Annotated in this window: 22 protein-coding genes and 1 tRNA gene; 10 read left to right on the top strand and 13 right to left on the bottom strand. The window is 67.9% G+C overall.

Features of this window, described 5'->3' with window-relative positions:
* Window positions 1-9: 9 nt before the first annotated feature.
* Window positions 10-798, bottom strand: coding sequence for a siderophore-interacting protein (locus tag H286_RS0111285; RefSeq protein WP_020098250.1), 789 nt, complete (start codon window positions 796-798; stop codon window positions 10-12).
* 109 nt (window positions 799-907) lie between these two features.
* On the opposite strand from H286_RS0111285, the gene H286_RS0111290 reads away from it, so the two are divergent.
* The 5 genes from H286_RS0111290 (at window position 908) to H286_RS0111310 (ending at window position 5,150) form a co-directional block, all read left to right on the top strand.
* Window positions 908-1,894, top strand: a complete 987-nt coding sequence (locus H286_RS0111290; RefSeq protein ID WP_020098251.1) for a siderophore ABC transporter substrate-binding protein — start codon at window positions 908-910, stop codon at window positions 1,892-1,894.
* Window positions 1,891-2,883: an ABC transporter permease gene (locus H286_RS0111295; protein ID WP_018187117.1), complete on the top strand. Its 993-nt coding sequence runs from the start codon at window positions 1,891-1,893 to the stop codon at window positions 2,881-2,883. The genes H286_RS0111290 and H286_RS0111295 overlap by 4 nt, the downstream gene beginning before the upstream one ends.
* A complete protein-coding gene (locus H286_RS0111300; RefSeq protein ID WP_018187118.1) occupies window positions 2,876-3,889 on the top strand; it encodes an iron chelate uptake ABC transporter family permease subunit in 1,014 nt (337 codons plus the stop codon). Before H286_RS0111295 ends, H286_RS0111300 begins: the two co-directional genes overlap by 8 nt.
* A complete protein-coding gene (locus H286_RS0111305) occupies window positions 3,886-4,641 on the top strand; it encodes an iron ABC transporter ATP-binding protein (protein WP_018187119.1) in 756 nt (251 codons plus the stop codon). Before H286_RS0111300 ends, H286_RS0111305 begins: the two co-directional genes overlap by 4 nt.
* Before the next feature lie 110 nt (window positions 4,642-4,751).
* Window positions 4,752-5,150, top strand: coding sequence for a nuclear transport factor 2 family protein (locus H286_RS0111310; RefSeq protein ID WP_018187120.1), 399 nt, complete (start codon window positions 4,752-4,754; stop codon window positions 5,148-5,150).
* 28 nt (window positions 5,151-5,178) lie between these two features.
* On the opposite strand, the gene H286_RS0111315 is transcribed toward H286_RS0111310, so the two are convergent.
* Window positions 5,179-5,766 (bottom strand): 1-acyl-sn-glycerol-3-phosphate acyltransferase, encoded by a 588-nt coding sequence (locus H286_RS0111315; RefSeq protein ID WP_020098252.1) that lies wholly within the window; start codon window positions 5,764-5,766, stop codon window positions 5,179-5,181.
* Between the two features lie 291 nt (window positions 5,767-6,057).
* Between H286_RS0111315 and H286_RS0111320 the strand changes: the two genes are divergently transcribed.
* Window positions 6,058-6,585, top strand: a complete 528-nt coding sequence (locus tag H286_RS0111320; protein ID WP_231370946.1) for a hypothetical protein — start codon at window positions 6,058-6,060, stop codon at window positions 6,583-6,585.
* Between the two features lie 9 nt (window positions 6,586-6,594).
* On the opposite strand, the gene H286_RS0111325 is transcribed toward H286_RS0111320, so the two are convergent.
* The 3 genes from H286_RS0111325 to H286_RS0111335 all read right to left on the bottom strand — a co-directional run bounded on the left by H286_RS0111325 (window position 6,595) and on the right by H286_RS0111335 (window position 7,678).
* Window positions 6,595-6,667 (bottom strand) — tRNA-Lys (locus H286_RS0111325).
* 39 nt (window positions 6,668-6,706) lie between these two features.
* On the bottom strand, window positions 6,707-6,883 hold the full coding sequence (locus H286_RS15060; RefSeq protein WP_018187123.1) for a hypothetical protein: 177 nt from the start codon (window positions 6,881-6,883) through the stop codon (window positions 6,707-6,709).
* A 120-nt stretch (window positions 6,884-7,003) separates the two neighbouring features.
* Window positions 7,004-7,678 carry a fasciclin domain-containing protein gene (locus H286_RS0111335; RefSeq protein WP_020098254.1) on the bottom strand — a complete coding sequence of 225 codons (675 nt, stop codon included), beginning with the start codon at window positions 7,676-7,678 and terminating at the stop codon, window positions 7,004-7,006.
* A gap of 215 nt (window positions 7,679-7,893) precedes the next feature.
* Here H286_RS0111335 and sigK point away from each other — a divergent pair, with 215 nt between their 5' ends.
* The 4 genes from sigK to H286_RS0111355 all read left to right on the top strand — a co-directional run bounded on the left by sigK (window position 7,894) and on the right by H286_RS0111355 (window position 11,090).
* The gene (gene sigK / locus H286_RS0111340; protein ID WP_020098255.1) at window positions 7,894-8,481 is read left to right on the top strand and encodes an ECF RNA polymerase sigma factor SigK; all 588 of its coding nucleotides are present in this window, start codon (window positions 7,894-7,896) and stop codon (window positions 8,479-8,481) included.
* Entirely contained in the window at window positions 8,478-9,266 is a 789-nt protein-coding gene (locus H286_RS0111345) for an anti-sigma factor (protein WP_018187126.1), read from the top strand. Before sigK ends, H286_RS0111345 begins: the two co-directional genes overlap by 4 nt.
* 76 nt (window positions 9,267-9,342) lie before the next feature.
* Window positions 9,343-9,981, top strand: coding sequence for a hypothetical protein (locus H286_RS0111350; protein ID WP_018187127.1), 639 nt, complete (start codon window positions 9,343-9,345; stop codon window positions 9,979-9,981).
* Window positions 9,982-10,205: 224 nt separating this feature from the next.
* Window positions 10,206-11,090, top strand: a complete 885-nt coding sequence (locus tag H286_RS0111355) for an aminodeoxychorismate lyase (RefSeq protein WP_020098256.1) — start codon at window positions 10,206-10,208, stop codon at window positions 11,088-11,090.
* 122 nt (window positions 11,091-11,212) lie between these two features.
* Here the strand turns inward: H286_RS0111355 and H286_RS0111360 are convergent, their stop codons facing one another.
* From H286_RS0111360 to H286_RS0111395, 8 genes are all read right to left on the bottom strand, one after another.
* Window positions 11,213-12,022, bottom strand: a complete 810-nt coding sequence (locus tag H286_RS0111360) for a type IV toxin-antitoxin system AbiEi family antitoxin domain-containing protein (protein WP_020098257.1) — start codon at window positions 12,020-12,022, stop codon at window positions 11,213-11,215.
* 288 nt (window positions 12,023-12,310) lie between these two features.
* Entirely contained in the window at window positions 12,311-13,090 is a 780-nt protein-coding gene (gene pstB / locus H286_RS0111365; RefSeq protein ID WP_018187130.1) for a phosphate ABC transporter ATP-binding protein PstB, read from the bottom strand.
* 30 nt (window positions 13,091-13,120) lie between these two features.
* Window positions 13,121-14,212: a phosphate ABC transporter permease PstA gene (gene pstA, locus H286_RS0111370; protein WP_018187131.1), complete on the bottom strand. Its 1,092-nt coding sequence runs from the start codon at window positions 14,210-14,212 to the stop codon at window positions 13,121-13,123.
* Window positions 14,212-15,174 carry a phosphate ABC transporter permease subunit PstC gene (gene pstC / locus H286_RS0111375; protein ID WP_018187132.1) on the bottom strand — a complete coding sequence of 321 codons (963 nt, stop codon included), beginning with the start codon at window positions 15,172-15,174 and terminating at the stop codon, window positions 14,212-14,214. Before pstC ends, pstA begins: the two co-directional genes overlap by 1 nt.
* Window positions 15,175-15,256: 82 nt before the next feature.
* On the bottom strand, window positions 15,257-16,372 hold the full coding sequence (locus H286_RS0111380; RefSeq protein WP_018187133.1) for a phosphate ABC transporter substrate-binding protein PstS: 1,116 nt from the start codon (window positions 16,370-16,372) through the stop codon (window positions 15,257-15,259).
* Between the two features lie 136 nt (window positions 16,373-16,508).
* Window positions 16,509-17,447 carry an NUDIX hydrolase gene (locus H286_RS0111385; protein WP_018187134.1) on the bottom strand — a complete coding sequence of 313 codons (939 nt, stop codon included), beginning with the start codon at window positions 17,445-17,447 and terminating at the stop codon, window positions 16,509-16,511.
* On the bottom strand, window positions 17,444-19,612 hold the full coding sequence (locus H286_RS0111390; protein WP_018187135.1) for an RNA degradosome polyphosphate kinase: 2,169 nt from the start codon (window positions 19,610-19,612) through the stop codon (window positions 17,444-17,446). The genes H286_RS0111385 and H286_RS0111390 overlap by 4 nt, the downstream gene beginning before the upstream one ends.
* 67 nt (window positions 19,613-19,679) lie before the next feature.
* Window positions 19,680-20,366: a response regulator transcription factor gene (locus tag H286_RS0111395; protein WP_018187136.1), complete on the bottom strand. Its 687-nt coding sequence runs from the start codon at window positions 20,364-20,366 to the stop codon at window positions 19,680-19,682.
* Window positions 20,367-20,373 lie beyond the last annotated feature (7 nt).

The raw sequence follows: 20,373 nt of genomic DNA on the forward strand, positions 1-20,373 counted from the left end.
GATCGCACCTCAGTGCGGTGCGTGGTACTCGGCTTCGCCGGACTTCCAGTAGCCCTTCACGACGACCTGATCGGATGCCACGCCCCACCGATCGAGCAGCAGGCGCCGCCCTGTCTTGACGATCCCCTGCTCGGCCGCGACGAACCCGAGAAGGTCGCCGTCCGGCCGATCGGACGCCGAAAGGTCGTCGAGGGCGGCCGCCAGCACAGTCCCCGGGAACGCACCGCCCCGGTGGACGAACGCGACGGTCACGCCGGCCGGAGCCGCGATCGTCAGCTCGTGTGCCGCATCGGCGACCTCGATCAGGATGCGACCGGTCGCCTCCTGATCCATGTGCGCCGTGAAGCGCCGGATCGCCGGGACGGCGGTCTCGTCGCCGGCCAGGAACCAGGAGTCGGGACGACCGGCGATCACCATCGACCCGCGAGGGCCGCCGACGCCGATGACCGAGCCCAGCGGCGCGGTCGCGGCCCACGGGGCGGCGATCCCGGCGTCGCCGTGGACGGCGAACTCGACCTCGAGCCAGCCCGCCTCGGCATCCCATGCGAGCGGGGTGTACTCCCGGCTCGGGGACTGACGGATGGCATCGAGCTCCTCGGTGGTCTCACCGGTGAAGAACAGGCGCATGTGGTCGTCGCTGCCGAGCGACGTGAAGCCCCGCAGGTCGTCGCCCTCGAGCCGCACGCGCACGTACGTCGAGGTCTCCCAGGTCCGCGCGCTGAGCGTCGCTCGCCGGAATGTCAGGTCGAGCGGCTGCCGCTCGAGACGGAAGGAGGAGGCGGATTTGACGAAGCTCACATAGGTAAGGCTAGCCTAAGTAGCACCGGCGATCGCCCGGCATCCCCTTCCGAACGGACGCGCCAGCGCGCTGATACGCGCCCGCGCCTCCGACGACAGGAGCAGTCACATGCGCAGCATCCGTCCCCTCACCGCCACCCCGCTCGTCGCGCTCGCGGCCGTCATCCTCGCCGGATGCGCGGGCACGACCGCCGACGCAGAGCCCGCCGCCGAGGCGGACGCAACGACCGTCACGGTGGAGGACAACCACGGTGAGCAGACCGTCACGACCCCGCCGAAGCGCGTCGTGGCGACCGACAACCGCACGATCGCGATGCTCGACGCCTGGGGCGTCGACGTCGTCGGCGCGCCGCTCGACATCTTCCCGGCCGGGCTGTCGTTCAAGGACGACCCCGACGTCGCCAACCTCGGCAACCACCGCGAGCCCGATCTCGAAGCCGTCGTCGCCGCCGACCCCGACCTCATCGTCAACGGTCAGCGCTTCTCGACGTACTACGGCGACTTCACGACACTCGTCCCGGACGCCGCGATCGTCGAGCTCGACCCGCGCGACGGCGAGCCGCTCGACGCGGAGCTGAAGCGCCAGGTCACCGCGCTCGGCGAGATCTTCGGAAAGCAGGACGAAGCGGCAGCCCTCGTCAACGACTTCGACGCCGCGATCGAGCGCGCGAAGGCCGCGTACGACAAGAGCGAGACGGTGATGGGCGTCATCACCTCGGGCGGCGAGATCAACTACGCCGCGCCGACGACCGGTCGCACCCTCGGGCCGGTGTACGACATCCTCGGGCTCACCCCGGCGCTCGACTCCGAGGGTTCGACCGACCACCAGGGCGATGACATCTCGGTCGAGGCGGTCGCATCGTCGAACCCGGACTGGATCCTCGTGATGGATCGGGATGCCGCGGTCAGCGTCAACACCGACGAGGCGTACACGCCCGCCAACGACCTGATCAGCGACTCCGAGGCGCTGCAGAACGTGACCGCCGTGAAGGAGGGCAACGTCGTCTACATGCCGCAGGGCACCTACCTGAATGAGGGTATCGAGACGTACACCCAGTTCTTCAGCGACCTGGCTGACGCCCTCGAAGGTCGATGACCGACACCCTCTCGGCGCCCGCGGTCAGCCGACGCTCCCGCGGGCGCCTGCTCACCTGGCCCCTCGTCGGCGGCATCGCCGTCGTCGGGGGGCTGGTGGTCCTGTCGCTCTTCGTCGGCGTCTACGACGTGATCGGCACGGACGACGGCGCGGAGATGTTCGCGATCACCCGGATCCCGCGGACGGTCGGACTCGTCCTCGCGGGAGCGGCGCTGGCCATGTGCGGCCTCGTCATGCAGCAGCTGACGCAGAACCGGTTCGTCGAGCCGACCACGACCGGCACTACCGAATGGGCGGGCCTGGGTCTTCTCCTCGTCATGCTCGTCTTCCCCGACGCGCCGCTGATGGTGCGGATGGTCGGCGCGGTCGGCATGGCCTTCGTCGGCACGATGCTCTTCTTCCTCTTCCTGCGTCGCGTCATGCTGACCTCATCGATCATCGTCCCGATCGTCGGCATGATGCTCGGCGCCGTCGTCGGCGCGGTGTCGACCTTCATCGCGCTGTCGACGAACCTCCTGCAGAGCATGGCGGCCTGGTTCACCGGGTCGTTCACCTCGGTGCTGCGGGGGCAGTACGAGCCGCTGTGGATCGTCCTGCTCGTCGTGGTCGCCGTGTTCATCACGGCGGACCGCTTCACGATCGCCGGGCTCGGGCGCGACGTCGCGACGAATGTCGGCGTCGACTATTCGCGGGTGGTCCTCATCGGCACGGTGCTGATCGCCCTGGCGGCCGGTGTCGTCACCGTCGTCGTGGGCAATCTGCCGTTCCTCGGGCTCATCGTCCCGAATGTCGTGTCGCTCATCCGGGGCGACGATCTGCGCTCGAACCTGCCGTGGGTGGCGCTCGGCGGCATCGCACTGGTCACCGTGTGCGACATCCTCGCCCGCATCGTGAACGCACCCTTCGAGGTGCCCGTCTCGCTCATCCTCGCCATGATCGGGGCTGTCGTCTTCATCACCCTTCTCCTCCGGCAGCGTCGTCGTGGCTGATTCCGTCGCGCTGTCGGGCGCCTTCCCGACCGCCCTGCGCGCTCGGCGGTACGCGCTCACCGTCGCGGTGCTCATCGTCCTCGCCGTCGTGGTGGCCGTCGGCATCCTCGCCTGGGACAACCCCGCACCCGCGGGCAGCGCCGGCTTCTGGCGGATTGCTCAGCTGCGGGTCACGAGCGTCGTCGTCATCGCGATCGTCGCCGTCTGCCAGGGGATCGCGACCATCACCTTCCAGACCGTGACCGGCAACCGGATCGTCACGCCCTCGATCATGGGCTTCGAGTCGCTCTACACGGCGATCTCGACCGCCGCGATCTTCTTCTTCGGTGCGGCCGGCGCGCTGCTCGTCCAGGGCGCGGGGCCATATCTCCTGCAGATCCTCGCGATGCTCGCGTTCTCGGGTGTTCTCTACGGCTGGCTGCTCTCCGGCCGCTACGCGAACGTGCAGATCATGCTGCTGGTCGGCATCATCCTGGGCGGAGCGCTGGCCGCGTTCTCGACGTTCCTTCAACGGATGCTGACGCCCACCGAGTTCGACCTGCTCACCGCGCGGCTCATCGGCAGCGTCGCAAACGCCGACGGCACGCACCTGCCGATCGCGATCCCGTTCGTCGTCGTCGCGGCGGGACTCATGGTGTGGGGAGGCGGCCGTCTCAATGTGCTCGGGCTGGGACGCGAGGTCGCCCTGAGTCTCGGGTCGTCACAGCGGCGCGACTCGATCCTGGCGCTGCTGCTCGTGTCGATCCTCATGGCGGTCTCGACGTCGCTGATCGGGCCGATGACCTTCTTCGGCTTCCTTGTCGCGATGCTCACGTACCAACTGGCCGACACGTTCGACCATCGCCGGATGTTTGCGCTCGCCGCGCTCGTCGGCTTCGTCGTGCTCGGCGGTGCCTACGTCGTGCTCAAGCACGTCTTCTACGCCGCCGGGTCGGTCGGTGTCATCGTCGAGATCGTCGGCGGCACGCTCTTCCTCATCCACCTGCTCCGAAAGGGACGCCTGTGATCTCTCTCACCGCCGTCGAGAAGCGCTACAGCACCCAGGTCGCGATCGGCCCCGTGACCCTCGACCTGCCCGCGGGCGGCATCACCGCGCTCATCGGGCCGAACGGCGCCGGCAAGTCCACGCTGTTGACGATGATCGGCCGTCTGCTGCCCGCCGACGCCGGGTCGATTTCGGTCGGGGGACACGACGTCGCGGCGGTGAAGTCGCGGGAGCTCGCGAAGGTCGTCGCGATCCTTCGGCAGGAGAACCATTTCGTCACTCGTCTGACGGTGCGGCAGCTGGTCGGTTTCGGTCGGTATCCGCATTCGCAGGGCCGCCTCACGGTCGACGACGAGCGGATCATCGACCGGTCCATCGACTTCCTCGGCCTGGACGGGCTCGAGGGTCGGTACCTCGACGAGCTGTCGGGCGGGCAGCGTCAGCGCGCCTACGTGGCGATGGTGCTCGCACAGGACACGGAGTACGTGTTGCTCGATGAGCCGCTCAACAACCTCGACATCCAGCACGCCGTGCAGATGATGAGCCACCTGCAGCGCGCCGCGCGCGAGCTGGGTCGCACGATCGTCGTCGTGCTGCACGACATCAACTTCGCCGGTCACTACGCGGATCGGGTGTGCGCCATGAAGGACGGGTGCGTTGCTGCGTTCGGGACGCCTGACGAGATCATCCGCGGGGATGTCTTGACGGGGATCTTCGATACGCCGGTCGATGTGGTCGACGGTCCGCGGGGGCGGCTGGCGGTGTACTACTGACGCGGTCGGTCTGACCGCGCGGGCGATGGGTGTGGGGGAGTTCGTTAGCCGATGTTTGTGGCGCGACGACGCACCTTGCGCTCGCCGCACGCGTCAGCGAGCCTGAGGCCATGTGGGATCGCGAGGCAGCGGCGGTAGCCGCCAACGACTGGATCGGCCGATACGTCCGTGCGTGGGGGACCAACGACCCGGACGACATCCGGTCTCTGTTCACGCCAGACGCGGAGTACCGCGACGGCCCCTCGACCGAGCCATGGATCGGCCACGACGCCATCCTCGCGGGTTGGCTCGGTCAGAAGGATGAGCCCGGCACGTGGTCATTCGAGCATGAGCTCACGGCGGTCGACGGCGACATCGCGATCATCCGCGGCCGGACCAGCTACCCGGGCGCAACGACGAAGAGTCGGCGCTACGACAACCTCATGGTCATTCGCTTGACGGATGACGGCCGCGCGAGGTCGTTCACCGATTGGTATGTGACATCGGCCGCAGCGGAGACGGAAGAGTAGGACCTCTTGTCGCCGAATTTTGGTGCGGCTAAGCCGAGGCTGCCGGCCGAGGCTCGTCCTCTTCGCGCAAGCGAGGCTCGACGCGTCGAGCAGGACGCAGCCCCGACTTGTCGGAGTAGAACGTGCGAATGGCATCCATGTCCGCGCCGACGTCGCCGGTGAGCGTGAGCGTCGGCCCCAGTCCGGTTGTCATGGTCGAGCGATCCACGTATCCGAGCGTGACGCCAAGGTCGGCCTCTCGGGCGATGCGGTAGAAGCCCGACTTCCAGTGTTCGACGCCGCCGCGCGTGCCTTCGGGCGTCACCACGAGGCCGAAGACCTCGCCGTCACGGATGCGGCGGACGAGAGCGTCGACCACCCCGGTGGGGTTCGCTCTGTCGACCGGGATGCCGCCGATCGAGCGCATCAGTGGGCCGCGCCAGCCGCGAAAGAGGCTCTCTTTGCCCAGCCAGCGGAAGCGCATCTTCAGGCGCCACGCGATCGCCAGCATGAGCACGAAGTCCCAGTTGGAGGTGTGCGGCGCCCCGAGGACGACGGTAGATCGGGTCGGCGCGGGCTCAGTTGCGAGCGTCCATCTGCTGAATGTCCAATAGACCCGGGCGACGAGGCGGAGCATTCCGCAACCGTAACGCTCCCGCGCTGTCGACGGCTCGAGGCGCCGGGTCGACTCTCAGGTTGCCGCGGTAGCGTTGGGATCGATAGGCGGACTTCTCATTCGTCTCGCCCCGGCTGTGTGGTAACAGTCGGGGCTTTTTCTTGCTCGGATGTCCCGCGGCTACGAGCGCGGGCAGCCGCCCGTCATTCGCCCCAGCGCTCGTCGGACTCCTTGAGTCTCTTGAGCTTGGACTACGGTCTCCGCTTTCACTGCACCCTCGGCCGATCCTGCTTCGCACGTAACGTGGCGCCCATGAGCCGACGCCCGATGTGGACTGCCGCTGTGATGCTCGCCGCGTCGATGGTGCTCGCGGGGTGTGTCTCCACGACCGACCTGAGCGATGACCCGACGACGACTCCGCCGCCGGTGAGGCCTTCTCCCACGCCGTCCGTCCCCAGCGCTCCCGCGACGGTCGATGGCGACTATGCCGTACCCGGCGTCGCTGACGACGAGCTCTCGCGGATCACCTTCGTCGCCGAGGGGGCCGACGGCGTTTCCGAAGGCGAGGCGACCGTCTCGGGTGTGGTGAAGGCCGGGGAGCGGTACGTGATCGACTTCGACTGCAGTCCGTCGACTGCCCGGGTGACGCTCGAATGGACCCCGGCTCCCGCCGAAGGCGAGGAACCGGCCAATCCCGTCGGGCCGACGTCCGTCACCCAGGATTGTGGCGCGCCCGGCAGGATCGAGGGCATCGCCTACGACGCGGACACCCTCGTGCAGCTCAAGATGTTCGCGGATGAATTGAACGCGGGCTGGGCCGTCCTCCGCCCCGGCGGCTGACAACAGAGGTGGGCCCCGTGGGGCTCGAACCCACGACCCGCGGATTAAAAGTCCGATGCTCTACCGACTGAGCTAGAGGCCCTCAGTGATCCAGCCTAATAGGCGAGGGTGGAGGCATCCGTCACTTGATGCTCTTCTGCGAGCTGAAGATGATGCCGAACATGATCCCGAACGAGAGGCCGAAGGCAGCGCCGAGGCCGATGTTGTCGAGGAAGAGCATTCCGGCGATCGTGCCGCCGATCATTCCGAACGCGATCCACAGTCCGAACGACATCTCCTGCTTGTTGTTCTCCGCCATGCTTCGACGCTAGGCAGGATGCACGCCCGCGGCATCCCCCGGAAGAAGGAAACGCAAAAGGAGGCGGCGCCGCCGAAGCCCGCAGAGCTTCGACGACGCCGCCGGTCAGGAGACCGTGAATTACATCGGGGGCATCAGCACCGAGTCGATGAGGTACACGGTTGCGTTCGCGGTCTCGACGCCACCGCAGATGACCTTGGCGTCGTTGACCATGAGCTCGTCGCCCGAGCCGGTGACCTCGAGGTCCTGGCCCTCGACGGTCTTGTGGGTGCCGTCGATGTCAGCCGGAGCGATCTCGCCGGGGACCACGTGGTACGTGAGGATCTTGGTCAGCGTGGCCGAGTCGGTCTTGAGGCCGTCGATCGTGGCGGCCGGGATCTTGGCGAACGCGTCGTCAACGGGAGCGAAGACGGTGAACTTGTCGCCGTTCAGGGTGTCGACGAGGTTGACGTCGGGGTTCAGCTGGCCGCTGACAGCAGCGGTGAGCGTCTTGAGAAGCGGGTTGTTCGAGGCCGCGGTCGCAACCGGGTCCTTCGACATGCCCTCGACCGAGCCGGCGCCGTCCGGAACAGCTGCCGCGTAGTCCGCGCAGCCGGGACCGACGAGGTTCGACGCGGTGTCCATGCCGCCTTCGGTGGCCTCGGGCGATGCCGACTCCATCGGAGCCTGCGACTGCATGCCGTCATCGGTGTTCCCGGCCTCGGGCGTCGCGCTCGACGAGCAACCGGCCAGGGCGAAAGCGCCGGCCAGCGTCAGAGAGAGTGCTGCGGTCATCTTCTTCTTCGTGCTGAGCATGATTTCCTCCATGTGTTGGGACCGCCCTCTGCGGCGGCGATAACAGGTCTTCGGAACCACTAGGCAAACGGATTGCACATCTGCCGAGATTTTTTCCCGAGCGGTCGTTCCGGGGATCCGGGGGGCCACGGAACGACCTCGATCTGCTCGTCTCACCAGGACTTCCCACTCGCGCCTGCGCGTCTGGGTGCGCGCGTAATGGCATGCTTGTCGGAATGGTTATCGACGGTGTTGAAGTCCCCGACGACGGGCAGGCGGCAGATCATGCCGGTGAGCTCCTCGTCCGCATCGCCGGTGGCGACCAGGCGGCCTTCGCAGAGCTCTACGACATGCTGTCCTCCCGCGTCTTCGGTCTGATCCGACGGGTCCTCGTCGACCCCTCCCAGAGCGAGGAAGTCCTGCAGGAGGTGTTCCTCGAGATTTGGCAATCCGCTTCCGCCTTCGCTCCGAACAAGGGTCAAGGAAGAAGCTGGATCCTGACGATGGCACATCGTCGGGCCGTGGATCGAGTTCGCGCTTCGCAGTCCAGTTCGGACCGCGATGCGCGAGTCGGAGCTCGTGACGCGTACACACAAGAAGAGAGCATCGCCGAGCAAGTCGAGCTGAGGATCGAAGGACGCCGCGTCGTGCGCGCACTCCGGACTCTGCCTGATGCCCAGCGTGAAGCACTGACCCTCGCCTACTTCGGGGGGTACAGCCAAAGCGAGATCGCAACGCTCCTCGGAGCACCGCTCGGAACGATCAAGACGCGAATGCGCGATGGATTGAACCGCCTACGACAGGAGATGGGGGTGACACTGTGAACGAGAAGGAGTTCGCCGAACTCTCGGCAGGGCACGCGCTCGATGCTCTGTCGCTTGAGGACGAGCAGGCGTACCAGCAGGCCCTCGCCGCTCACCCCGAGTGGGAAGCCCTCGTCGACGCCGATGCACAGGTCGCGGGTTTCCTGGCCGAAGGCATGGGTGAAGAAGCCCCACCGCTCGAGGTGCGAGCACGTCTCCTCGACCAGATCAGCGCGATGCCGCAGCGGATGCCGGTGGCCGCCGCCGACGCATCCGTACCCGCTCCCGAACCGGAGCGCGAGACCGTTCCCGCCGGACCGCCCACCGAGGCCGTCCAGACCGTGGAACGACGCAACTGGACCCGTGGGCTGTTCGCCCTCGTCGCCTCTGCCGCTCTCCTCGTCGGGATCGGCTGGGGAGTGGGCTCGCTCGTCGAGCAGGCTCGTACGCCCCTCGAGGTCCAGGCTCTCGAGCAGATCGAGTCCGCTCCCGACGGGCAGACCGTCACCGGACAGTTCGCCGATGGCGGCGAGGCTGAGCTCCACTGGTCGGCTGAGCTCGGCAAGGTCGTGCTGACCACCGACGACGCCCCCAAGATCGCCGACGACCGCACGTTCGAGCTGTGGTTCGTCCGTGGTGAGGAACCGATCGCCGCCGGCACCTTCGACCCGTCCGACGACGTCACCGCACTTCTCGACGGCGACTTCAAGCCTGGCGACGTGATCGCCGTCACCGTCGAGCAGGCGGGCGGATCGCCCGATGGCAAGCCGACGACGAAGCCGATCATCGCCATCCCCACCGCCTGATCGCCCCCCGCTCACCACGAACCCCGCCTCGGCTCCGTCCGGGCGGGGTTCGTCGTTGCGGGGGTAGCCTGGAACGATGTCCGACGCGTCCCGCGACTTCCACAAGCCGGTCCGCCGCTCACCCGATTCGTTCGACCGGAACTTCGCTGCCGACGATCCCGCTGAAGCCAGCCGCGTGGCTCACGCCACGGCATCCGCTCTGCTGTCGCGGGTGCGGGAGCAGCCGCACGATGAGGTCATCGACCGGCTCGTCACCTTCACCGATGCGCACGGCATCGCGACGATCGCGGAGCTCTGGGCGCACTCGCCCGCACGGTCTCTGCCTGGCGCGCTGTGGCGGCTTTACCTGCTGCAGCTGATGATCCACGACGACCCGACGACCGCGGCACTGCTCTACGAGCGCGGGCGCACGCGGCTGTCGTCGGCGGATGTCGTCATCGCGGGGGCGCCCGCTCCGGCGAGCCCCGACGAGCTCGTCTCGCTCATCGACCTGATCCTGCGGGGAGTGTTCGCGGGCGACTTCGCGCTCGCGCTCGAGCGGGCGGCATCCTTCTCGCGCGTCGTGTCGGCGGGGGCGACCGATCTCGCCGACGACTACGACGAGAGCGAGCCCATGCGGGCGTCGACGTTCACAACGCGGGCCCTGCGCCTCGACACGTATGCGAGTGATCTGGCGGCGGCCGCGGCTCTCTGGCGCCGGGACGGCCTCACGTAGACATGAAAGTGCCGGGCCGCAGAACGCCTCTCGGCGCGTGGCCGCTCGCAGCGGCTGAAGATGGAGCCCGGGGTTACTGCGGCCCGGCTAGAAAAGTGTAACGGAGGGGCCCCCGAGGTATTCCGGTCAGCCGAGGATTTTCGTGCGGCCGGGCGTGTCGCCACCGATCCCCTCGCATCCGCTGACGGGGACGAGGACGGATGCCGCCGCGTAGGCTTCGTGCCATGGCTTGGCGCTTCGCTCTCATGATCGACCCCGCGGCATCCGACGATGCGCGCACCGATTTCGCCGACACGTTCAGCGAGATCGATCCCTCCGCTCCGGCGCTCACCGTGGGGGAGTTGAGCACGCAGCGCGGCGACGGGATCTTCGAGTCGATCGGAGTCGTCGACGGTCATGCGCAGGAGGTCGAGCCGCACCTCGCGCGGCTGGCTCATTCCGCGGAGATCTGCGAGCTGCCCGCGCCGAACCTCGAGCAGTGGCGCGAGGCGATCATCCGCGCGCAGGCGGCGTCGGGCGAGGGCGAGGCGGTCATCAAGCTGATCCTGAGCCGCGGTGTGGAGCACGGCCCCACCCCGACTGCGTGGGTGACGGTCGCGCCGGCGGCGGACTTCACGAAGCCGCGCACCGAGGGGATCGCCGTGGCGGTCCTCGATCGCGGATACAGCATCGACCTGCCCGGGCGGGCGCCCTGGCTCCTGCTCGGCGCGAAGACGCTGTCGTACGCCGTGAACATGGCGGCGATCCGCGAGGCGAAGCGCCGCGGTGCCGATGACGCGGTGTTCGTGAGTTCCGATGGCTTCGTGCTCGAGGCGCCGACCGCCTCCCTCATCATCCGGCGAGGCGACACGTTCGTCACGCCGGCGCCGAACGGCGGCATCCTTCACGGGACCACCCAGCTGAGCCTGTTCGACCACCTCGCCGAGCGCGGCTTCGAGACCGCGTACGAAACCCTGCCCGTGTCGGCGCTCCACGACGCGGATGCCGCCTGGCTCGTCTCGAGCGTCCGCCTCGCCGCGCCCATCACGGCCGTCGACGAGCGGTCCCTGCCCGTGGACGCCGAACTCACGGCATCCTTCAACCAGTACCTGCTCAGCCCGCGCGACTGACCCGTCGGCCCCGTCAGCGGGTTCGCGGATGCAATAGTCCCGCCCCGACACGCCGAGTGGCGGGCCCCGGATGCCGCGTGTCGCCGCCGATCCATTGCATCCGCACACGGCGGCCCGGTCGCTCACAACCCCGCGAGCGCCCCGAGGATCGCGCGCTCGACAATGTCCCAGTCGTGCACGATCAGCGCGTAGTCGAACCGAAGGGTCAGGTACCCCCACATCGCCGCGTTGGCGTCGCGCACGAGGTCCTTGTGGCGCAGCGACGGCCCGTTGTGGTTATCGCGACCGTCGACTTCGATGATCAGTCGGTCGCCGATCAGCGCGTCGACCACGCCGACGCCGGCGATGCGTACCTGCGTCTGCACGCGCAGCCCGCGCTCCCGCAGCCGCCAGCGCAGCATCGATTCGAGTCCGCTGTCGGCGTCGTCCCGGCTGAGCGCCAGCGCATCCCGCCCGTCCTGATTCACGTTCCGGCTCAGCCAGCGCATGTCGTCGCCGTCGAGCAGATCCTGCCGTCGCGCGGATTCCAGCGCGACGAAGAACGCCTCACCGCCGTGGCACGTCAGGATCTGTCGCAGGATCCTCGCCAACGACGGTTCCCGTCGGTCCTCCCCAGGGCCGGCGGCATCCCAATGCTCGGTGCAGTCGCAGGAGTCGTCGTACGTGCGCTGCCCGGGCCGCATCCAGACATGCGGCATCCGATCGTCGTCCAGCACCCAGAGCCCGCGGTGCCGCGCCGCCGTCACGCACGCCAGCGCCCCGCCGTGCTTCGCAGCCAGGCGGGCTTCCGCACACGTCTCGGGCCAGGCGTACACGCCGATCCGCACCCGCACGAGCTCGCCGGAACGCAGCGCTCGCTGCACCCGCCGTTGCGACCACCCGGCATCCAGCAGCTGCCGCAGACGGACGATCGGATGCCGGAGCTCGCACATACCCGCGAGCCTCGCCCGCGCCCGACCCACTCGTGCCTCACCCAGCGCTGGTCGGGGAGAACCGGCATCCCACCCCCGCGGGGGAGAAGTCCGCGGATGCAATAGTCCCGCCGCGACACCCCGCCGTTCAGGCTCGGGATGCCGCGTGTCGCCCGCCACATATTGCATCCGCGAACGCCACGCCGCCCACGCCACGCCACGCCCGAACGCTACGCCGCCCGCACCCCCACAAACCACAACGAGGGACACCACGCTCCCGCGCAGCATCCCTCGTCCCGAACTACGGGATCACCCGAAGCGACCCGAGACGTAGTCCTCGGTGGCCTGCACGGACGGCTTGGTGAAGATGGTGCCGGTCTCGTCGTATTCGATGAGCTTGCCGGGCTTGCCGGTGCCGGCGATGTTGAAGAACGCGGTCTTGTCCGAGACGCGCGACGCCTGCTGCATATTGTGCGTGACGATGACGATCGTGTACTCGCTCTTGAGCTCCTGAATGAGCTCCTCGATCGCGAAGGTCGAGATGGGGTCGAGGGCCGAGCAGGGCTCGTCCATCAGCAGCACGTCGGGTGACACGGCGATCGCACGTGCGATGCAGAGGCGCTGCTGCTGACCGCCCGACAGGCCCGAGCCGGGCTTCTCGAGTCGGTCCTTGACCTCGTTCCAGAGGTTCGCACCCCGCAGCGACTTTTCGACGAGGGCGTCGGCGTCGGACTTCGAGATGCGCGAGTTGTTGAGCTTCACACCGGCGAGCACGTTGTCGCGGATCGACATCGTGGGGAACGGGTTCGGACGCTGGAAGACCATGCCGATCTGACGGCGCACGAGCACGGGGTCGACGCCGGGACCGTACAGGTCCTCGCCGTCGAGCAGCACCTCGCCCTCGACGCGGGCGCCTGGGATGACCTCGTGCATGCGGTTGAGTGTCCGCAGGAACGTGGACTTGCCGCATCCGGACGGCCCGATGAAGGCGGTGACGCTACGGGGCTCGATGTCGAGGGACACGCCCTCCACGGCGAGGAACTCGCTGTAGTAGACGTTGAGGTCGTTGACTTCGATGCTCTTGGACACTTCGGGGTGCTTTCTGTCGGATGCCGCGGGTCAGCGGCCGAACTTGGGGGCGAACTTCTTCGCGACGAAGCGTGCGATGAGGTTGAGCGCCATGACGATGATGATGAGCGTGAGCGCTCCGGCCCAGGCCCGCTCGAGCGCGGCGGGAATGTTCGTGCCGGGGTTCTGGAACTGGTCGTAGACGAACACCGGGAGCGTCATCATAGGGCCGTCGAACGCGTCCATGTTCAGCGACTGGGTGAACCCGGCCGTCAGCAGCAGGGGCGCGGTCTCACCGATCACGCGCGAGATCGACAGCATGATGCCCGTCGTGATGCCGGCGATCGAGGTGGGGAGGACGACCTTCACGATCGTCAGCCACTTCGGCACACCGAGGGCGTAGCTCGCCTCGCGCAGCTCGTTCGGGACGAGGCGCAGCATCTCCTCGCTGGAGCGCACGACGACGGGGATCATCAACACCGACAGGGCGAGCGAGCCCATGAAGCCCGTGTTGAGGCCCGGCCCGAACAGCAGCGCGCAGACGGCGACGATGAACAGACCCGCGACGATCGACGGGATGCCGGTCATCACATCCACGAAGAAGGTGATGAGCTTCGCGACCCGGCCGCGCCCGTACTCGACGAGGTAGATCGAGGTCATGAGACCGATCGGCACCGAGATGACGGTGGCCCAGCCGGTCACGATGAGCGTGCCCCAGATCGCGTGCACGGCGCCGCCGCCTTCACCCACGATGTTGCGCATCGAGTTGGAGAAGAAGGTCGGGTCGAACCGGGCGATGCCGTTGACCACGACGGTGAACAGCAGTGAGATGAGCGGGAGCAGCGCGATCGTGAAGGCGATCGACACCAGCACGGTCGCGAGCCGGTCGGCTGCGCGGCGCCGCGTCTCGACGACGCTCGACAGGATGACGAGGACGATCGCGAACAGCACGACACCCACGAAGGTGGCACCCGCGATGTTGAACTCGGCCACGTCGCCGCTGCTGTTCATGATGGCGAACAGGATGCCGGAGAGCACGAGCGCGCCGGCGAGCAGCACCCACGGCATCCACTTCGGCAGCTGTCCCGCGGTGAGCGAGTTGCCCACGGGCGTGCGGGTCTCGGAGCGGGTGAGGGTGGTCATCAGTTCGCTCCAGAGAACTCGGCACGGCGGTTGACGACCCACCGGGCGATCGCGTTGACCGCGAAGGTCACGATGAAGAGGATGAGGCCCGTCGCGATGAGGACGTTGACGCCGTCGCCGTACGCCTCACCGAAGTTCAGGGCGATGTTCGCAGGGATGGGCGTCGGGTTGCTTGAGTTGAGCACCTGGAAAGTGACCGCGCCGGTGGCCGAGAGGACCATCGTGACGGCCATCGTCTCGCCGAGGGCACGGCCGAGGCCGAGCATCGCACCCGAGACCATGCCGCCGCGGGCGAAGGGGAACACGGCCATCCGGATCATCTCCCAGCGCGTCGCGCCGAGGGCGAGTGCCGCCTCTTCGTGGAGGACGGGAGTCTGCAGGAAGACCTCGCGCGTGATGGCGGTCATGATCGGGAGGATCATCACCGCGAGGACGAGGGATGCGGTCAGGATCGTGCGGCCGCCGGGAGAGACCGCGCCGGCGAAGAACGGGATCCAGCCGAAGTTCTCGTTCAGCCAGACGTAGAACGGCTGCAGGAGCTGCGAGAACACCAGCGCACCCCAGAGTCCGTACACGACGGAGGGGATGGCGGCGAGCAGGTCGATGACGTAGCCGAGCACCGAGGCGAGCCGCCGCGGTGCGTAGTGCGAGATGAAGAGGGCGATCCCGATCGCCAGCGGCGTCGCGACGACGAGCGCGATGACCGAGGCCCAGAGGGTGCCGAAGACGAACGGCCAGACGTACTGCCAGAACGGTTCCCCGTTCAGGAACTGCGTCTCATCGGGTTTCGCGGTGAAGGCCGGGATGCTCTCCACGATGAGGAAGAGCGTGACGGCGGCGAGGACGATGAGGATGATGATGCCCGCGCCCAGCGCGGTGCTCGAGAAGACGAGATCGCCGCGTCGGCGCACCGGTCGCCGGGCGGTGTCCTGGTCGGCGACCAGATCGGTGGTGGGGGGCATCGCAGTCCTCGGGTCGGAAGCGGGGCGGACGTGAGTGCTGCTGGTGGCTCCCGACGAGCGGGAGCCACCAGCAGCGAGGGTCTTACTTCTTGGCGCTGATCATGTCGATCGCGGTCTGGGCCTTCTCGGCGACCTCGGTCGACAGCGGAGCGGAACCGGCGGCCTCGTTGGCGACCTTCTGGCCCTCTTCGCTGACGATGTAGGAGAAGTACGCCTTGACGATGTCGGCGGTCTCGGGCTTCTCGTACTGCGCGCAGCCGATGAGGTAGCTCACCAGAGCGATCGGGTACGAGCCGGCGGGAGCCTTCGCGGGGTCGACCTGGAAGACGAGGTCACCGCCGTTACGGCCCTCCTCGAGGGGCGACGATGCGACGAGCTCGGCGGCGGCCTCCGAGGAGAACGGCACGAAGTCGTCGCCGACCTTGATGGCGGCGGAGCCCAGCTCGCCGACGCGCGAGGCGTCGATGTAGCCGATGGTGCCCTTGCCGCCGTTGACGGTCGCTTCGACGCCCGAGGTCTGCTGTGCGGCCTCGGAGCGCGTGGTCTTGACGGGCCAGGCGTCGTCGTCCTCGTACGGCCACTCCGTCGGGGCGACCGAGGCGAGGTACGAGGTGAAGGTGCCGGTGGTGCCCGACTCGTCACCGCGGAAGACGGGCGTGATGGCGAGGTCCGGGAGCGTGACGTCCTTGTTCAGGTCGGCGATCGCCGGGTCGTTCCACTTCTCGATCTTCTCGTTGAAGATGTCGGCGATGACCTCGGGGGTGAGGTTGAGCTTCTTCACGCCGTCCAGGTTGAAGACGACCGCGACGGGCGAGATGTACGCGGGGACCTCGATGATGTCGGGGGTCGCGCAGGCGCCGAACTTGCCGGCGGCGATCTCGTCGGCCGTGTACGCGCGGTCCGAGCCGATGAAGTTGCTGGAGCCGGCGATGAAGTTGTCGCGGCCCGTTCCCGATCCGGTCGGCTGGTAGTTGATCGTGACGTCCGGGTTCGCCTTCTGGAAGGCGGCGGTCCATGCCTGCTGGGCGGCGCCCTGCGAGGAGGCGCCGGTGGCCTTGACGGTGCCCGACAGAGCGGTTCCGCCGTCGGAGGGCTGGCTGCCGCCAGCGGGGGTGCCCTCGTTCGCCGCGCAAGCGGAGAGCGACAGAACGGCGACTGCTGCGACAGCGCCCACGCGGGCGATGCGGTTGAGCTTCACGTGTGATTTCCTTCGGGTGATCGGGACACCCCGGGTGCGGGGCTGGCTCGACGCTAAGAGCCGCCGGTGACCAGGTTCCGCTCCAGAGGTGAACGACAGGTGAACGAACCCGGTCCGAACGGATTCGTCTGGCCGATCACACCTGGGGGGCGTGCGTCTCGATCGCCACGATCCCCGATCCGGGGTTGGTGGCCGAGAGATGGACCACGGAGAACGCACCCGGCTCGAGGGCGGAGGACTCGCCCAGATAGGAGCCCTTCACCGTGCCCGTCGCGAGGGCGATCTCGTGCATCAGCTCGGGCAGGACGGGCCGGTGCGAGCACAGCACGGCGGACTTGCGCGCGCGCACCCGCTTGCCGACCAGCGTCCGCGGATCCGCATCGCCGGCATCCCAGGCGTCCTGCGAGATCGTCGAGGTGCGGTGGATGTCGCGGCGCAATGCTTCCGCCAGCGGTGCGACGGTGTCGACGCAGCGCACCGCGTCGCTCGAGTACACGCGCCGCACGCCGAAGGCGCGGAGCGGTCCGACGATCGACTTCGCCTGCTTCTTGCCGCGACCGGCGAGGGGACGCTCGGCATCCGCTCCCGACCATTCCTCCCGCGGCGTCGCCTTCGCGTGACGGAGGACGACGAGGGGGAAGGTCTCGAGCACGCCGTCGTCGACGAGGCGCAGGAAGTTCTCCAGGATCTCCACGTCGACCGGGTAGCTCATCTTCGCGAGGGCTTTTCGCGCCGGCATCCATTCGACTGCGGCGATCTCGCGATTCGGGACGAACGCCGATTCGCGGATGGCCTTCCCGGTGGCCTGCGCGCTCCAGTAGTGCACGATCTTCGTCCGCTTGCTGGGCATGCGGTACGTCGAGACGCCGACGGGGACCCCGAGGTTGACGCGGATGCCGGTCTCCTCGTGGATCTCGCGCACGGCAGTCTCGGCGAGCGTCTCGCCGGGATCGACCTTGCCCTTCGGCAACGTCACATCGCGGTACTTCGTGCGGTGGATGGCGAGGACGAGGAGCTTGCCGTCGAGCATCCGCCACACCACGCCGCCTGCGGCGTAGACCGCGGTCTCCGTCATCGCACCGCCCGCTGGCGTCGCCGACGGAGCACCGCCGCCATGGTCTTCTCCTGCAGGTCCACCAGCGGCGTGCCGTCGGCGGCCAGGTGATGACGCGTCCACTCGCCCTCGGAGCCGAGGTGCCACGAGCTGGTCGAGTCGTCCATCGCGAGGTCGAACAGCTCGATGAGCTCGTTCACGTGGGCGGGCGCGGTCACTCGTACGAGCGCCTCGACGCGGCGGTCGAGGTTGCGGTGCATCATGTCGGCGCTGCCGATGAAGACCTGCGGCTCGCCGCCGTGGCCGAACGCGAAGATCCGGGAGTGCTCGAGGTAGCGACCGAGGATCGAGCGGACCGTGATGTTATCGCTCACCCCGGGCAGATCGGTGCGCAGCGAGCAGATGCCGCGCACCCACACGTCGACCTTCACCCCCGCCTGGCTGGCGCGGTACAGGGCGTCGATGATCTGCTCGTCGACCATCGAGTTGACCTTGATGCGCACGTACGCGGGCTTGCCGTCGAGCGCATTGCGACGCTCGGCGTCGATGAGACGCAGCAGCCCCTTGCGCAGGTGGAGGGGAGCGACGAGGAGCCGCTTGAACTTCTTCTCGATCGCGTACCCGCTGAGCTCGTTGAACAGACGGGTGAGGTCGCGACCGACCTGCTCGTTCGCGGTGAACAGGCCGTAGTCCTCGTAGATGCGACTCGTCTTCGGGTTGTAGTTGCCCGTGCCGATGTGGCTGTAGCTGCGGAGCGCGCCGTCTTCTTCTCGGATGACGTGCAGCAGCTTGCAGTGGGTCTTCAGGCCCACGAGGCCGTAGACCACGTGAACGCCGGCCTTCTCGAGCGTGCGCGCCCAGCCGATGTTCGCCGCCTCGTCGAAGCGCGCCTTCACCTCGACCAGGGCCAGCACCTGCTTGCCGTTCTCGGCCGCGTTGATGAGCGCCTCGACGATGGGGCTGTCGCCCGAGGTCCGGTAGAGGGTCTGCTTGATCGCCAGCACGTGCGGATCGCGCGCGGCCTGCTGCAGGAACGAGACGACGCTCGTCGTGAACGACTCGTACGGGTGGTGGACGAGGATGTCCTCCTTGCGGATGGCCGCGAACAGATCCGCCCGGCCGTTCTGCTCCGCGGGCTGGAACGGTGTCGCCGTCTTCGGCACGTGCGCCGGGTAGCGCAGGTCGGGCCGTTCGATCTGCGACAGCGAGAACAGGCCGCGGAGGTCGAGCGGGGCGGGCAGACGGTAGACGTCGTTGTCGGTGATGTCGAGCTCGTCGAGCAGCAGCGACAGCGTCACGTCGTCCATGTCCTCGGTGATCTCGAGGCGGATCGGCGGGCCGAACCGGCGACGCAGCAGCTCGGCCTCGAGCGCCTGGATGAGGTTCTCGGTCTCATCCTCCTCGATGACGACGTCCTCGTTGCGGGTGAGGCGGAACGTGTGGTGCTCGAGGATCTCCATGCCGGGGAAGAGGTCGCCGAGGTTCTCGGAGATCAGCTCTTCGAGGGGGAGGTACCGGACGGTGTTGCCGTCCTTCCGGACCTCGACGAGTCGCGGCATCATCGGGGGCACCTTCAGACGCGCGAACTCCTGGCGGCCGGTGCGCGCGTTGCGGATGCGGATCGCGAGGTTGAGCGAGAGTCCCGAGATGTACGGGAACGGGTGCGCCGGGTCGACCGCAAGCGGCATGAGGACCGGGAACACCTGCGAGGAGAAGTAGTCGTAGAGGATCTCGCGCTCCTCGTCCGAGAGGTCGGCCCACGAGACGACCTCGATGCCGGACTCGGCGAGCGCGGGACGCACCTGCTCCGACCAGACCGCGGCGTGTCGCTCCTGGAGGGCGTGTGCGGCGGTCGCGAGGTCGGTGAGCACGTCGAGCGGTGCGCGCCCCACGTTGGTGGGGATCGCGAGTCCGGTGAGGATGCGGCGCTTCAGTCCGGCGACCCGCACCATGAAGAACTCGTCGAGGTTGCTGGCGAAGATCGCCAGGAAGTTCGCGCGCTCGAGGGTCGGCAGGTTCGGATCCTCCGCCAACTCCAGAACCCGCTGGTTGAAGGCGAGCCAGCTGAGCTCGCGGTCGAGATAGCGGTTGTCGGGGAGCTGCGAGTCGTACGCTTCGACGACGTCATCGAAGTCGTCGTCGTCCGCGTCGCCCAGTCCGGAGTCGTGAACCTGGGTGTCGATCATCCCCACATCATTGCAGGGGGACGTGTCCCGTGCGTGAACACGACGAGCGGATGCCGCTGTGTCGCGCTCAGGCGGGGGAGCCTGGCAGCTGCTCGTCCTCGTACACGTTGAAGCGGTAGCCGACGTTGCGGACCGTCCCGATGAGCTGTTCGAGGTCGCCGAGCTTGGCGCGCAGCCGCCGCACGTGGACGTCCACGGTCCGGGTGCCGCCGAAGTAGTCGTAGCCCCAGACTTCGCTCAGGAGCTGTTCGCGGGTGAAGACGCGGGACGGATGCGTCGCGAAGAAGTGCAGGAGCTGGAATTCCTTGTACGTGAGGTCGAGCGGTCGGCCGTGGACCTTCGCGGAATAGGAGGACTCGTCGATCGTGATGCCGGAGGTCTGGATGCGGGTCGAGACCTGCTCCTTGGACACGCGCCCCACGGCGAGGCGGATCCGGGCATCGACCTCAGCGGGGCCGGCGGCCACGAGGATGACGTCGTCGATGCCCCAGTCGGGCGAGACGGCGGTCAATCCGCCCTCGGTCACGACGAGGATGAGCGGTGCATCGTGCCCGGTGGTCGTGAGGATCTTGCAGAGCGACTTCGCTCCGACGAGGTCTTTCCGCGCGTCGACGAAGACGACGTCTGCGTGGGGGGCGTTGACGAGCTGCGCCGCCTCTGCAGGGATCTGCCGGACGCGGTGGCTCAGCAGTTCGAGAGCGGGCAGGACGGAGTCGCCGCCGGCGGCGGAGCTCAGAACGAGCAACTGTGCCAAGGGGGAC

It is taken from the genome of Microbacterium sp. 11MF (genome assembly GCF_000383475.1).
Classification (GTDB): Bacteria; Actinomycetota; Actinomycetes; order Actinomycetales; family Microbacteriaceae; genus Microbacterium; species Microbacterium aquilitoris.